The organism is Micromonospora sp. NPDC049497 (assembly GCF_044465805.1).
Lineage (GTDB): Bacteria > Actinomycetota > Actinomycetes > Mycobacteriales > Micromonosporaceae > Micromonospora.
In genome coordinates, this window is sequence record NZ_JBITMC010000022.1 from 31,265 (window position 1) to 45,844 (window position 14,580).

Below are 14,580 nucleotides of genomic sequence, written 5' to 3' on the forward strand. Positions count from 1 at the left end.
ATGACGCTGTTGAATGAGCCGGCCTCCTTTCCGACGGCGATGTGGGTGGTGGTTAGGTACCTGGCGGCCTCGCCTGGTCAACGTCAATCCCGGGGCGTCGCTCGGGCTGCGTTGCGGCCGGCGAGCCTGTTGCCGGCCGACAAGGCCGACGGCGATAAGACCTTCGACAACGCGGTGCGAACACTGCTGGACCTGGACATGGTCGCGCAGGACGGTGACGACATCGTGCTGCGCGATGAGGGCCGCATCGAGTCCACTGACGACTATGAAGGCTTCACCGACCTTTTACGTAGCCGAGTATTAGAGTCGCATCGCAGTGAAGGAGTCGCCCAGCCAGGCGACCAAGGGCCTAAGGATCTAGTTCGAGCGTTGGCCTGCTTCCTTACTCTTGATGCGTTCGGCGCATTCGATGAGAATGCGTTGGAAAACCTGTTGCGTGAGGCATTGCCGAAGCACATTGGCGATCCAAACTTCAATGACGTGCGGCGCAATCGATTCGGCTATTGGTCTCGTGCGCTGGGGTTCGCGGCCGGCCCACTGCTGCAGACGCCTAGTAAGTTGACGCTCCAGCCCGATTGCACCGTTGCCGTCCGGCGTGCCGCTCGCGCGCTATGGCCGAGCGGTGCCCGGCTGGCAGCGCGGGATGCCATCGCGGGCCTGCTCGAGGCGCTTCCTGTACTGCCCGGCGGCCGTTACAGCCTGGCCCTCGATCTGAGAATCACCTCGCCGGACGTCTCGTCGGCCTTATCCTTCGCCCTTTTCTGCGGCGAGGAGCAGGGTTGGTTGAAGTTTGACCGCCGGTCTGACGCCGACGACGAGGTCCTACTCGTCGACCCCGACCGGGCTGCCGGCACAAATCGCATCACCCACCTGGAAATCATGGAGCCCACCGATGGCTGAGTTCCGTCAATTCGTCTGCTGGTCACCGGTTACCGCCGCGACGACGATCAGCACGGAAGCTGTCAGCCCTTCGCCTTCCGTCTTCTTCGCCACGCATGCGCCGCTGCGGATCCGACGACGACACCCAGAAGCCAAGGCAGACGACCTCGGTGTGGCCGTGACGGAGGAGGAAGTCCGACGCGACTTCCTGCAGCGGCCCACGGCCAACGGGGTGCTTTTGATGCCGGTGACCGGTGAATCAGGAACGGGGAAGTCGCACCTGGTCCGCTGGGTACACGAGTTGACGCGGTCGACCGAGAAACGTGTGGTCATCTATCTGCCGAAGACCAGCACAAGCCTCCGGGCCGTCGTTCGGACTCTGCTCGACCAGCCGGGAGTGGACAGCCCGGAATTAGCGCAGCTGCGTGCCGACGTTGATCGGATGAGCTCGGAACTGGACCCCGACAGTCTGCAACGACGCCTGATTAACGAACTCTCCGAGGCCGTGGCGGTGGCAGAGCCCAAACCCGGCCCCGCGCGGGTGCTCGCGGGGCCAGACAAGCTGGCCTCGCTTCTGCTCGATCCTCATGTCCGCGACCATTTGCTGCAGCAGGGCAAGCTCATTCCCCGGCTTGCCGCCAGTCTTCTCTCGGACCGACACGAACGTGAGGACGACCGGCCGACCAGCTTCTCGCTCACGGATTTGCCCCTAGACATCGCGGACGTCAACAAGGCGTCCGACAAGGCCAAGCGCTTGCTAAGTTTGATCACGAGCCGACCCGAACTGCAGACCGCGGCGGTCGACATCCTCACCGAGCAACTGCCGGTTGCCGTCACATCGGCCTGGAACATGGGCGGCGGGCGGCTGCAGCAGGCGATGCTGGAGATCCGTCGCCGATATGCCGAGCAGGGCAAAGAAATCGTTCTGTTGATCGAGGACTTTGTGGTCCTTCAGGGTGTGCAGCGTGATTTGCTCGATGCCTTGATTGAGGCGGGTGTACGTGGTGGTAGGACCGAACTTGCCCCCGTCCGCACGCTCATGGCGGTGACCACCGGTTACTTCGCGCGGCTAGCCGAGACCGTCCTAACTCGCGCGAAGGCGGCCACGCCTTACCTCTACGATCTCGACGTCCCGTTCGAGACGGACGAGCAGGGCCGAACGGACGTCACCGCCTTCGTCGGTCGGTATCTCAACGCAGCACGCGTCGGCCGAGAGGAACTGGACCATGCGAACGTTGCGCAAGGTGCGGATGTGCCCAACCGGTGCACTACGTGCCAGTTTCAGGAGACGTGTCACTCCACCTTCGGCGCTTCGGCGGAAGGCCACGGTCTTTACCCGTTTAACTGGCCGGCCCTACGGCGAACCATCAGGGCACGTCCGGCCCATAATAGTCCCGACTCGTTCAATCCGCGGGCGGTCATCGGGGAGGTCCTCCGGCCTGTGCTGGTCGATCATGCGCAGGCCCTGCGCGAAGGCTCCTTCCCGGACCAGCAGTTCCGCGAGGATTACCCGACCCCCGCAGGCGAGCGGTTCATGCTCGGCGCAGTGCAACGGGAGATCGAAGAGCGGGATTCAGTTGACGCAAGTCGCCGTAAGACGTTTCTCGAATTCTGGGGCGATTCCCCCGACAACGTCACCAATCTGGAACCGGAACTGCATAACGCGTTCGGCATTAGCCTCTTATCACTAGACGATCTCGCAACCGGTCGAGACCGCACAACGACGCGCCTCATAGGAGGGTCCCCGTCCGTGAAGAGGACAGGGGGTCGCGAGTCGGCGGGTGAACTTCCTCGCGCCATCGCCATGATGATCGAGCACGTCGAAGAATGGCAGGGCCGCCAAAGCCAACTTCCGCAAACCACCGCCGCCTACCTCCGGGGCGTGATTCGGCAAGCAGTTATCAACAGGTGCTTATGGACCGATCCGGTCATGGCGGAGCCGGCGGCAGCGGATCTTGACAGGGCATGGCCGTCGAACTCGACTGTCGTATCCATTGAAGGTGCTGCGGGCGAACGGCTTCCGGGAACAGCAGAGGCGCCTATCCGATTCAAGCGCAACGCAACTAATGCCACCTTCTTTCGACAGTTGCTGCTGGCTAGCGTTGACGTGACGGGCAATGCCGCGGCCGTGCGACACCTGCACAAGATCGCCGAAGGGCGCCAGCAGGATCTACAGAGGGCGGTGCAACGCCATCGCGGGTTCTCTGACGAGGAACTCATTCTCGGCATGCAGGCGTCCCTGCTGGGTGCCGCACTTGCCGGCCATGCCTGGCCGGGCATGGCGGACGCCGAACTGCTAGACGCTGCGCTCGCTGACGGTAGCGGGTGGAAACGGGCGGACGGTGGTGGCCGCACCCCGCATTGGACCCGGCTCTGGGAGGCTCACCGAGTCGGCCGCGGCGAACTGGTCGCGAGGCTCAGGGACGGTGTCGGCTTCACCCGAGGCGTCCGGGGCGGCGTGCGAATCATTGATGCCGCGCGAGCACTGCCCTTGGTGCGGAAGGCGGCACAGGAGTGGGCGTGGCAGCGACCCAACAAACTTCCTCGGTGGGCTGAGAAGGCTGTACCAGGGCTCAATCAGTTTGCCGCCGTAGCAGACGCGCAACTGGCCGTGCTGCAGGAGCAATTCACGAAGATCCGGGCGTTCCTGCCACCAGGCGTCGGCGGCAGCGAGACCGTAACCGCCGTCGAACAGGCCCTCCGCACCGCCGTCGGGGAGGGCTTGGGCCCGGCAGATCTGGCGACTTTCCGATTGGTGCTGGACGACGTCCGGCAACGCGACTGGCGATGCATTGAGCGGCTGGAGCGAGATCTAGCCCGAGTCGACACCGCCCAGGACGGGGAGAACCGGTACCGCGCCATGATCACGGCGTGCGCGGTGGACCGGGGCGCCGACCCCGCGACTATCGAGCGTTTCCTCACAGCAGGTGACGCCTGGTTGAGCGAGAAGCTCAGCCAGGCCCGGTTGCGGGGCGGAGGAGGGGGCGAGTCGGCCGCTCTCCGAGTGCAGGAGTTACTGCAACAGTGGGCGGAGGTCGACCAGTGACCGTAATGTCTGTGCTGGACAAGGCAAGGGCGCTCACCGCAGAGGCGAATCGGCTGCGGGAAGGATCCGAGGCGGAGGACAACGCCAAGCGCGTCCTCACTCAAGCCGAGGATCTAGGCGGCGCGCTGGAGCGGCTTCGCCGACTGGTGGAAGCGGCTCGCGCACTACATGAGCAGGGCGTCGACGTCGATGTCAGCAGGGTGGACGACGGCCGAGAGAGGTTCTCGCGGCTGGCCGCGGGAGGGTTGCCGTCGGTTCAAGCCATCGTGGCCGCTCGCCGTAGCGTCGACGCTGTCCTACAACGCGTCCGCGCCACGCTAGCGCAAGCATGGCTGCAGTGGACTAGTGAGCGGCTGGCCGAACTGCCGGTACAGCGGTTGGCGGTCCTGTCCGCAGCCGACCAGCGCGCCGAGCAGACCATACTCGGCGAACTGAAGAGGCTTAACAAGATCGACGTGCCGCACGCGCGGGAGGTTTCCTCCTTTGTAGCGGCCCATGCCGGCTTGAAGGAGGCGCTCGATAATCTGCGTGAACCTGATCCGGAGCTTGAGCAGTTACTGTCACGACTGAGCCGACGCGTCACGCTTGACCAGGTCTCCAATGCAGATATCGCTCTCCTACGGGAGTACGGCCTCGCCGATCAGATCGAACTACATCGGAGGGGTTTGTGACACAGGGACTCGATGAACGCTTCCTGTCAGGCGTCCTCGACGATCTGGAGGACCTCGAACTTCCTCTACTGGCGTGGGGCGTGACCACCGGGAGCCTCGCTCATGAGGAGGTGCTCGAGGCAATCGCCGGGCAACTCCTCGAAGGCCAGACGTTGCTAGACGTCGCCGAAGACGAGGTCCTCGCAGTCCTGCTGGACGCCGCCCTACTGTTCCGGATCCCGGCCACCTCACCGCCCCGCTACCGCACGAGGATGGCCGAAACCGTCCGACTGACCACCCGTCTGCGACAGCTGTTCGGGCCCCGGGACCTCGCGTCGCCTCCGGCACGCTGGTGGGAGCAGGGCCGAACGCTGGTAGCGGATTATCGACTGCACACCGCTCGCCGTCGTTATCCGCGACGCAACATCCCCGTCGACGACGCGCTGCAGGAACTCGCCCGCTCTGACGCCTGGACGGCCTGGCACACCCAAACTGCCCGTGCCCAGCTGAGCCATCCCACCGTGGCCCGGTTCCAGGTAGACGCTACGTGGGCGATCACGAACGCTCTGCACGCGGGCCAGAGCACCGGCGTGATCGTCGGCGCCGGCACAGGTAGCGGCAAGACGCTGGGTTTCTACCTCCCCGCCTTCGCGGCGATGGCAGAGCACGCTCGCAAGGGCGGAGGTGGGGTCCACACGCTGGCGCTCTATCCGCGCATCGAACTGCTGCGCGACCAGTTACGGGAAGCAGTCGCCACCGCCCTTCGTGTAAACGGCGGTTTGGAGTCGGGAACGGGACGACGGCTGCGGATCGGTGTGCTCTACGGGGACACGCCGCAGAATGCCCAGCAGTTGCAAGCGCGAACATCGCATTTGGCCCGCTCGTGGACCGGTCGCAGCGGGGATGCCGTATGCCCCTACCTGGCATGCCCCCGCTGCCGGCACAACCTCGTCTGGTCTAGGAAGGACCAAGCCGAGAACCGAGACCGGCTGCGGTGCTTCCACGCATCCTGTGGCCTCGTCATCGACGACGTCGTGTTGACTCGCGAAAATCTGCGCGGCAATCCACCGGACCTGCTGTTCACCACCACGGAGATGCTCAACCGCAACGCGACCGATCCCGGGCTCGGTCAACTTCTCGGTTGGCGCGGCCCACGCCGGCCATCGCTGGTACTGCTGGACGAGGTACATACCTACACCGGCATGCACGGTGCCCAGGTCGGCCTGCTACTACGGCGATGGCGACATGCGGTGCGAAGCACCGTGACATTCGTGGGTCTCAGCGCCACACTTCGCGACGCCGCAGCGTTCTTCGCGCAGCTCACCGGGCTGCCGGATGTTTCGGTCGACTACGTCACGCCGCAGGCCGAGGATCTGGAGGAAGAGGGCCGAGAATACGCGATCGCTGTGCGCGCGGACCCGGTCTCCGGCGCGAGCCAACTGTCGACGTCCATTCAGACGGCAATGCTCTACGGCCGGGTGCTGGACCTTCGTGGTCGGGAGATGCTCTATGGATCACGTGGCTTCCTGTTCACCGATGACCTCGACGTCACCAACCGGTTCTACGACGACCTGCGTGACGCAGAGGGAGGAGGTACCCGGCGCGGGCAGCGCCGTGCGGGGCGAGTCCTAGCCGGGTTGCGCTCGCCGGATGCACCGTTTCGAGCCGAACGATTCACCGACGGCCAATCGTGGGACTTAGTGCGGCAAGTCGGGCGCGACCTGGACCCGGACGCCGTTGTCGGGGAGTTGCGGGTGGGCCGCACGTCCTCGCAGGACGTCGGAGTGGACTACGATGCCGATCTTGTCGTTGCCACCGCCTCGCTCGAGGTGGGCTACGACGACGACCGGGTCGGGCTTGTGCTTCAGCACAAAGCGCCGCATGACGCTGCCGCCTTTATTCAGCGACGCGGTCGTGCCGGACGCCGCCGCGGAACGCGTCCGTGGACCGTCATCACCCTGTCGGACTATGGGCGGGACAGGTTGGCCTACCAGGCATACGACGCCCTGTTCTCACCCGAACTGACGGCGCGCCGCCTGCCCGTCCGCAACCGCTTCGTCCTCAAGATCCAAGGCGCCCAGGCGCTACTGGACTGGCTCGCCGCGACGCTACCTCAGGCCCGTATCGATCCACGCCGACTACTGACAGCTCCGCGGCCGGACGCAAGGCCAGCAGATTCAGGACAGGAGCAGGCGCTGGCCGACCTGCTCGAACGGCTCATCACGGATCAAGCGTTGCAGGACAGCCTGATGGTTCATCTGCGCCGGGCCCTCGGCATCAGCGCTGACGAGGCCCAAGCGCTGCTGTGGGAGCAGCCTCGTGCCCTCCTGCTCAGTGTGGCACCCACCGCACTGCGGCGGCTACGTTGCCGATGGCGGCCCGTGGATCCGGACCCGGGGGCTCACCCCGGCAGCCTGCTTCCCGAGTTTCTGACCACCGCCCTGTACCAGCCGCTCAACGTTCCGGAGGTCAATTTCCGGCTGCCGTTCACCGAAGAAGCGGAAGCCCTTCCGATCGAACGAGCGCTGCGCGAAGCCGTGCCCGGGCGAGTCAGCCGACGCTACGGCCACCGACGCAGCAACGACCGCACCTGGTTGCCGCTACCGGCCGGTGGAGCCAACGGCACGCTTGAGATCACGAGCTTCGTCGAGACCCACAGCCCGCAGGGCGCATGGACACCGGCGGGGCATCAACCCGTGCAGGTGTTCCGTCCCTATGTCATGGCGCTGCAGCAACCACCCGGCGAGATAGCCGATCGCTCGCAGGGTGTGCCGGTGTGGGGGTCAGAAATTCTCGAACCCGCCAGTGGCCTTTATGCGGCGAACATCCCGAAGCCTTCCGCCTGGACCGACCGCATTACCGCAGTCGGTTTCGCCACAAGCGCCGCCGGCAACCCGGCAGAGGTCCGGCGGATGACGCTCGGCGCCGAGTGCGAAACGACCTACGAACGCGGGACCACGCGCACGATCACCAGCAGCGTCCGGTACAGCATGGACGGGCAATCCGCCGCACTGGGCTTCCGGTTGAACGTCGATGCGGTCCGGTTTGACCTCGCTCCGCTCGACGTCACTCGCAAGGCTGTGGCGGAGCACTTGAGATCGCCGGAGTGGCGGCTGCTGGCGCTCACCAGCGCCATGGCACAGGACCCAGCCCTCGACGGAATCGCGAACTCGTTCCAACGAAACTGGCTCACCACGGTGTACATGGCCGCGTACGCCCTGGCAGCCACCGAGCCGGGCATGGCGGGCAGTTCAGGCGAACGCGTCCATGCTTCGCTGCACGGCGGTGCCTGGCGCAATAACATTCAGCAGATCCTGCGCGCGCTCTACCGCGACGCCGGCGCGGGCGCGGCTGCGGCACCCGACCGCCTTGTCGCCGGACTGACCGACCTCAGTACCGATGCCCGACTGACGGACCGTCTCGACCGGCATGCTCGGCTGCTATGGGCCGACGACGTTGGGCACCTCACCACGGACCTGGCGCAACGCGTCTACCGCGACACCGTGGCCGCCGCGATACTGGCGGCCACCCAACGGGCTTGTCCTGACGCGCAAGACCGCGACCTCATCGTCGACGTCGTACCGTCAGCCGAGGGGGACGGCCGTGCCGCCATTTGGCTCACCGAGACCTCGCTCGGCGGGGTGGGCATCATCGAACAATTGGTGCGCTACTATGCCGAGAATCCCCGCCGGTTCTGGGGCTTGGTCGATAGCGCCCTGGGGCCAAGCGACCACGACTACGTGCACAGCACCGTCGTGCAATTGCTCGATCACGTCGTATCACAACCGTCAGGAACGGCCGCCCAGGCCATGTCGGCGCTTCGCGAAGCTCCCTCGGCGCATGCGGCCGATGCCGCGCTGCAGCAGCTGCGTTCGGCGTGGGCAGCCCTGGCCGGACATCCGCGCCACCAAGCGATCGCGGCTCTGTCAACTCGACTGCTGAGGCCGGGCACGACCAGCGCTACAGACGCCACCGTGCTTGGCCTCATTCGCGCCTGGGACGGGCTGCAGCAGCGGCTTGGCTTCGAGGTGGAAGGCGCCGTATTCGCATACATGGTAGGCACCGGGCGGTTAGCCGTTCCCGGCGCCGACGGTACAAGCCTGACCGCGGACCAGGTGTTCAGTTTGCTGTGGCCGCGGGGAAGCAAGGCGCGAGTGCAGCACTTGCAGCACTACCAGCCTTACGCAGGAACGCAGATCATCGATCGACTTCTGGCGCAGGCCGCACACGACGAGCGTCTCCCGGTTGTCAACGTGGACTACCCGGACTGGCTGGCCGCATATACGGCGGCAATACGCGACCGCGGCGCCGTCGTGCTCGTCGCGCCGGTACAGCAGACGCAGACCTTCGGCGCCGCACTGCGTACCGTGCCCGCAGTGACAATCGACCGGGACGTTCTGCGGCTGTACGGCGACGTACGAGCCGTCGCCCGCGACGGCGGCTACCTGAGAGCAACGATTGAGATCCGCGAGGCGGCACAGTGACGTGGGAACGAATTATCCGCACCGGCCGTGCGACCGGCGTGCGCATCGATGCGGTGTTGGCGACCGTCCTGACCGCCGAACTGGTTGCCCCGAGCCGCCACCTTTGGCTGGTATCGCCATGGATCAGCGACGTGCCCGCCATCGATAACACCAGCGGCAGTTACGACAGCGTGTTAATTGACCCGTCGAACCGAATATACACGTTATCGGAAGTCCTCTCACTGCTCACCGATAACGGTGCCCGAGTAGCGGTCGTCGTGCGCCCCGACCCACACAACAACACCTTCCTGAACCGTCTCCGCCGCAATGCCAATGGCGAGAACCTGCGACTTCTGGAACACGAGGACGTACACGAGAAAACCTTTTGCGGCGATCAATGGCTCCTCACGGGTTCAATGAACCTGACTCTGCGGGGAATGCAGATCAACGACGAGGCAACGACCTACAAGGTCGGCACGGAAGCCGCTGCAACCGCCCGCCTCGACTTCCGGCACCGATTCAGAGGATTGGAATGACGGGCCGTCGCACTGGAAATGATTACGCCGCCAGGGCCGATGAACTCATCGAGACGTTCTTCGGGCCAGGGAACCCGGTCTGGCCAAACCGCGATCCGGACTCGATCATCGGCCGACGGCTCGTACCCTACCTGCAGGTGCTTCACGAGGGCTCGGACGTACCCATTGTCCTACCGCGCCAGGATCCGGAAACCCGGCAATGGGTGGCGTACGTCATCCCTCTGGACGAACGCCATGGGGCGGCCATGGGAGAACTCCTCCAAGCCTTCATCGGAACGAGCTTCGCACGATTCCACGGCCAACCTGCCCGGCTCAACCCCGAGGATCCAATAGACCGAGCCGTGCTGAGGTTCGCGGGCCACTCCTCCGTCTTCGTAATCTCCAGCCCACGCTCGGCCGAGAAACACATGTGGGATGCCGTGAAGCTGCTCCAGCAGGCGGTCCGGATCCGCCCGCGACGTTCCTGGCATGCGCCCACGCCCGTCGGCCGGCTCTTGAGCCAATTCGATATCGCCATGGCGGCCGGCGACAACGCCGCGTCCGCATCGCTCCTCGAACAGTTGTCGGCGACGGGCGGTTTGAGCGCGACGAATGTCGCTTATCTGCGCATTAAGCGCCTTGCCCGCCTCGGCCGAAATGCCGAACTGCTGCGGCTGGCGGAACTGCCGGACGTCGCCACGACGCGGCCACCGACTCCCGTACGCGACGCCATCCTGGCAGCCATCTTCGTCACCGCGTTGGCCGAACCCCTCGCAGCCGGGGAACTGGAGACCGCACGGGCACGCCTCATCGAGGCCGGGACACTGGTACCCGCGCTGATGGACGGCCCCCTGGCAGAGTTGAGCCCCGAAGCGCTCACCGTGCTGGCCCTTGCAGCGCCCGTCATGGACAACACGCCCATCACGGAACTGCTGCGAAATCAACCCGGCGTCCTCGCCGCATTGGAGCCTCTGGCGCCTGACCTGGCCGCTCAGTATCTGCATGCGCGCCCATCGGAGGCAACCAACGAAGTTGCAGGTGAAGCGAACGGCGAAGGTGCGGGCACCACCATTGCTGCCCCCACGTCATGGCTTGAGTTGGCACGTGCAGTAGCAGCCGACTCCGATATCGGCGAAGTCCTCGCCGACGAGCGCTGGCGGCTGTGGCCACCGGCCGCCGAGACCGACGACGAGGTTGCGTCCGTACTGGGCCGACTCGACGACGCAGCAGCCGACAGAGTCTGGGCCTTGGTGGGCCCGTTCGTTGACGCGGATCGTTACCTACGCCCAGCCGCCAGGTCAGCGCGCGAGTTCCTCACCAACGCGCTCACGCATGACCGATTCACCCCTGGAGACTTGGCCGGCATTGTCGCCCTCGCCGAAATCGTGCTTCGGTCGGCTCCCGATTCGGCTACCTATGCACAACTCCTAGACGACCTAGCCGCTGAGGCTTCTCGATGGGCCGGCCCAGACCGAGCCCCTGTCGTGCTCGACCTCGTCGACCTCGTGGCACGATCCGCATGCCCCGATGCGGATGCCAGGCTACGTGTCGGCTACCGCCTGCTTCGACCCCTCAGTGACCACAGCACCCGACTCGACCACGATCAGGCGGGATTCGCGGCTCAACTAAGCATTGAAGTCGGCGTTGAACTACCGTGGCCGCCCACTGATGAAGAGGTGGCCTCGCCATGGTCAGACGTGCCGGCGCAGGACTTGCTCCTGTACTCGCTCGATGAGAGCGTCCTCGATCGCGTAACCACCGCCTTGGCTGCGCTCGTACCGCAGGTGAACATCATCACCAGCCACGACCATGTCGGCAGCCGCCAACTGAAGCAGTGGGTACGGCGGGCCGATGTCGTCGTCATGGCGACGCGCTGTGCGACTCACGCCGCCACCGGATTCATTCGCTCGAACAGCAGGCCTATGACCCTCATCCGAGAAGCCGACGGCAGTGGCTCGGCCTCGCTGCTGCGCGCAGCCACGGCAGCACTGAACCGAGGAGACTATAGCCGTGGGTGACTATCGCCTGACTCAACTCGGTACCTCCGAGTTCGAGCACATGAGCCAATCGCTTCTCGCCGCCCTCATTGGGGCGTCCAATGTAAAGGTTTACGGCGTTGGGCGTGACGGTGGCCGCGAGCTGACCACGGATGCAGTGTTCGAAATAGAGGAGGGCCTGCAGTGGAGCGGCTACACGGTCGCACAGGCAAAATTTCGCGCCCGGCCCGGGAGTGCCGACGCCAACGCGACATGGCTGCGAAGCCAGATCCGTGCCGAGTTGCAGGACTGGATTAGTCCTATCGCGAACCGTCATCCCAAACCGGACAACTTGCTGTTCATCAGCAACGTGCCTTTGTCAGCTGTGCCGGGCCACGGCCTGGACGCCGTCGAGGACGTCTTCGGCGATTTCGCCGACCGCTTGCCGCTGAAGGCTTACGCAGTCTGGCACTACGATCATGTGTGCCGGCTCCTCGACAGTTACCCCGGGGTCCGCGCCGCCTACGCCGGGCTGCTCACCTCCGGGGACGTACTGACCGAGTTGCGCCAGGTACTGCTCGGCGAAGTGATCAACATCGGTGAGGTTCTGCATCGACATGCCGCTAAGGAACTCGTTGCCGAGCAATGGGTGCGCCTCGGCGAGTCGGGGTCTCGCGCACATGAGAAGCTGCAAATCGGTCAGGTTGGTGTAGATTTGCAAGCGTTGGCCGCAGTCGGAGACACTGATCCTGCTTCCAGGCCTATTCAGGTCCTCGAACATATGATCATCGCGGGTAATGGGGTACTGCGACCTAGCATTTACGAAGGACCGGAGCCACATCGTGTCCTGGTGGGCGGACCGGGCCAGGGCAAGACCACGGTGGGTCAGTTACTGTGCCAAATCTACCGTGCAAACCTAGTCAGCGACCTTGACTCGATCGGGCCGCAGGCCGCTGGTGTCGTAACCACCCTTCGCCAGCACCTCGCCGCCAGTGGGCTACCAATTCCAATCAACAAACGATGGCCGTTGCGCCTCGATCTCAGCGGGTACGCTGACGTCCTCGGCGGAAACCCCGCCACTTCCGTCCTGAGGCACCTCGCAAGCCAGATAAGCGACCGCGGGGCCGACACCATCACTGCCGGGCAGCTCAAGACCTGGCTCAGCTCGTGGCCGTGGCTACTCGTCCTCGACGGCTTCGACGAGGTCGTCGCCCCGCAGGTCCGCGAAGCGATGATCGACCGGATCGCCGATTTCTTTATCGACGCGGCGAGCGTCGACGCCGATTTGATGGTCATCGCCACGACCCGGCCGCAGGGCTATAGCGCTGAGTTCAGCCCGGACCAGTACCAACACCTGCACCTGATGCCGCTGACTAGCGGGCAGGCTGAGGCGTTCGCCCGGAAGCTCGCCGACGTCCGTCTCGGGGACGACCCAGACGCGCATGCTAACGTGCTCGCCCGAATTGGCGAGGCAGCCAGGGATCCACTCACCGCTCGCCTGATGGTCACCCCGTTGCAGGTGACGATCATGTCGCTTCTGCTAGAAGGTCGGGCCCGGGTACCGCAGGACCGCTATACCCTGTTCGCCGACTACTATCGCACGATTTATGGCCGGGAGGTTGCCAAGAACACCGCCACCGCCCGGCTGCTCGAACGGCACCGCCGCACCGTTGACCAACTACACGAGAAGGTCGGACTGCGGCTGCAGATTCAGGCCGAGTCCAGCGGCAAAGCGGACGCCGCGCTTCCAAATCGCGAGGTGCAGACTCTGGCCCGACAGATCCTCGACAAGGAGGACCACCCAGTCGAGGAGGCGCAACGGTTGGCCGAACAGATCGCCGCCGCGGCCACCACCCGGCTCGTGCTGCTTGTCGCCAAACACGCCGACGACGTCGGCTTCGATGTACGCAGCTTGCAGGAGTTAATGGCCGCCCGCGCGTTAACCACCGGCCCTGACGGCGGGATTATGGAGAGGCTGCGAGCGATCGCGCTATCGGCACATTGGCGTAACACGTTCCTACTCGCAGCGGGAAGACTCGCCACCGACCGAAGGCATCTCGTCGACGCAATTCTGGTTCTGCTCGAAGACCTCGACACAAGCAGTTATCTGACGATGTACTTGCACCCGGCCGCCGGACTGGCGCTGGACCTCCTCGACGACAAGTTCGCCGCGCCTTCGCCCAGGGTCGAGATGAAGCTTGTGCGGAAGGCAGTCGAGGTCCTGCAAAGCCCGCCCATTGTCGGTTTCTTGGATGCCTCCGACATCCTGCAGCGGGCCGCGCTTACGGGCTCGGCTCTGCTTGGCCCGTTCATCGCTGACGTGGCCAAGACCAGTCTTGCTGCCGACCCGCCCCAGCGCATAACCGCAGCCATCATGATGCGCCGATGGGCCCGCGGCACCGGTGCGCTGGCTGCTCTTGGCCGACAGCGCACAGCGGGTGACTTCGCCGAGTTCGGGTCGGACCAGGCCGCGGTCATCAGGGCGCATTACCTTACTCGCTCGGTCGCTCCGAGGGTCAAGGGCATGCCGGGACAACCCCGACGGGGAGGCGCTGCCGCCAACACCGGAGCAAACCGATGCCATCAGACAGTCGCCGGCTACTTCAGGACTGGTAGCGAAGACGTGGCAGTTTCTGCCATCTTTGACCTTGAAGACGGCAGGGCGTGGGACGACATCTTGCAAACGTTTGACGGAATAGCGGTAACCTCTGTCGGCAGCAAACCAATGCCGGCAATCAAGCAGCCGCGCTATCACCGTGCGACTCTCGCACGAGCCCTCAACCGGCCGGCGGTGGCAAATCATCTTGCCCAACGGTTGCTCGCCCTCGACCCCGACGACTGGGCTGTGGCCTCCACGGTAGCCGACATTATCAAAAACGTGTTGCAGAGCCGCCCGGCCGGTGGTGCGCTCGGTTCTTAGTATTAACCTGGGCGCGCCGAAACGTCGTCTCTGACGTTATTTGGCATTCAGTCCTGTCTCGACAGGGGAGGAACTGGCAGGCCGACGAAAGGTGGCCCCGGGTCCATAGGGCCACCTTTCGCTCCGCGACG

7 protein-coding genes are annotated in these 14,580 nt (G+C 64.9%); all 7 read left to right on the plus strand.

Annotation, left to right across the window (positions count from 1 at the left end; genetic code table 11):
• The 7 genes from dpdG to ACIBR0_RS24675 are packed head-to-tail and all read left to right on the plus strand — an operon-like array spanning position 1 to position 14,449.
• Positions 1-900: a protein DpdG gene (gene dpdG / locus ACIBR0_RS24645; protein ID WP_396719441.1), complete on the plus strand. Its 900-nt coding sequence runs from the start codon at positions 1-3 to the stop codon at positions 898-900.
• Entirely contained in the window at positions 893-3,925 is a 3,033-nt protein-coding gene (gene dpdH / locus ACIBR0_RS24650) for a protein DpdH (protein ID WP_396719443.1), read from the plus strand. The genes dpdG and dpdH overlap by 8 nt, the downstream gene beginning before the upstream one ends.
• An 11-nt stretch (positions 3,926-3,936) precedes the next feature.
• Positions 3,937-4,596 (plus strand): hypothetical protein, encoded by a 660-nt coding sequence (locus tag ACIBR0_RS24655; RefSeq protein ID WP_396719445.1) that lies wholly within the window; start codon positions 3,937-3,939, stop codon positions 4,594-4,596.
• On the plus strand, positions 4,593-9,059 hold the full coding sequence (gene dpdJ, locus ACIBR0_RS24660; RefSeq protein WP_396719447.1) for a protein DpdJ: 4,467 nt from the start codon (positions 4,593-4,595) through the stop codon (positions 9,057-9,059). The genes ACIBR0_RS24655 and dpdJ overlap by 4 nt, the downstream gene beginning before the upstream one ends.
• Positions 9,056-9,574, plus strand: coding sequence for a phospholipase D-like domain-containing protein DpdK (gene dpdK, locus ACIBR0_RS24665; protein WP_396719449.1), 519 nt, complete (start codon positions 9,056-9,058; stop codon positions 9,572-9,574). Before dpdJ ends, dpdK begins: the two co-directional genes overlap by 4 nt.
• The gene (gene dpdD, locus ACIBR0_RS24670; protein WP_396719451.1) at positions 9,571-11,571 is read left to right on the plus strand and encodes a protein DpdD; all 2,001 of its coding nucleotides are present in this window, start codon (positions 9,571-9,573) and stop codon (positions 11,569-11,571) included. Before dpdK ends, dpdD begins: the two co-directional genes overlap by 4 nt.
• Positions 11,564-14,449: an NACHT domain-containing protein gene (locus ACIBR0_RS24675; RefSeq protein WP_396719453.1), complete on the plus strand. Its 2,886-nt coding sequence runs from the start codon at positions 11,564-11,566 to the stop codon at positions 14,447-14,449. The genes dpdD and ACIBR0_RS24675 overlap by 8 nt, the downstream gene beginning before the upstream one ends.
• The last annotated feature ends 131 nt before the right edge of the window (positions 14,450-14,580 follow it).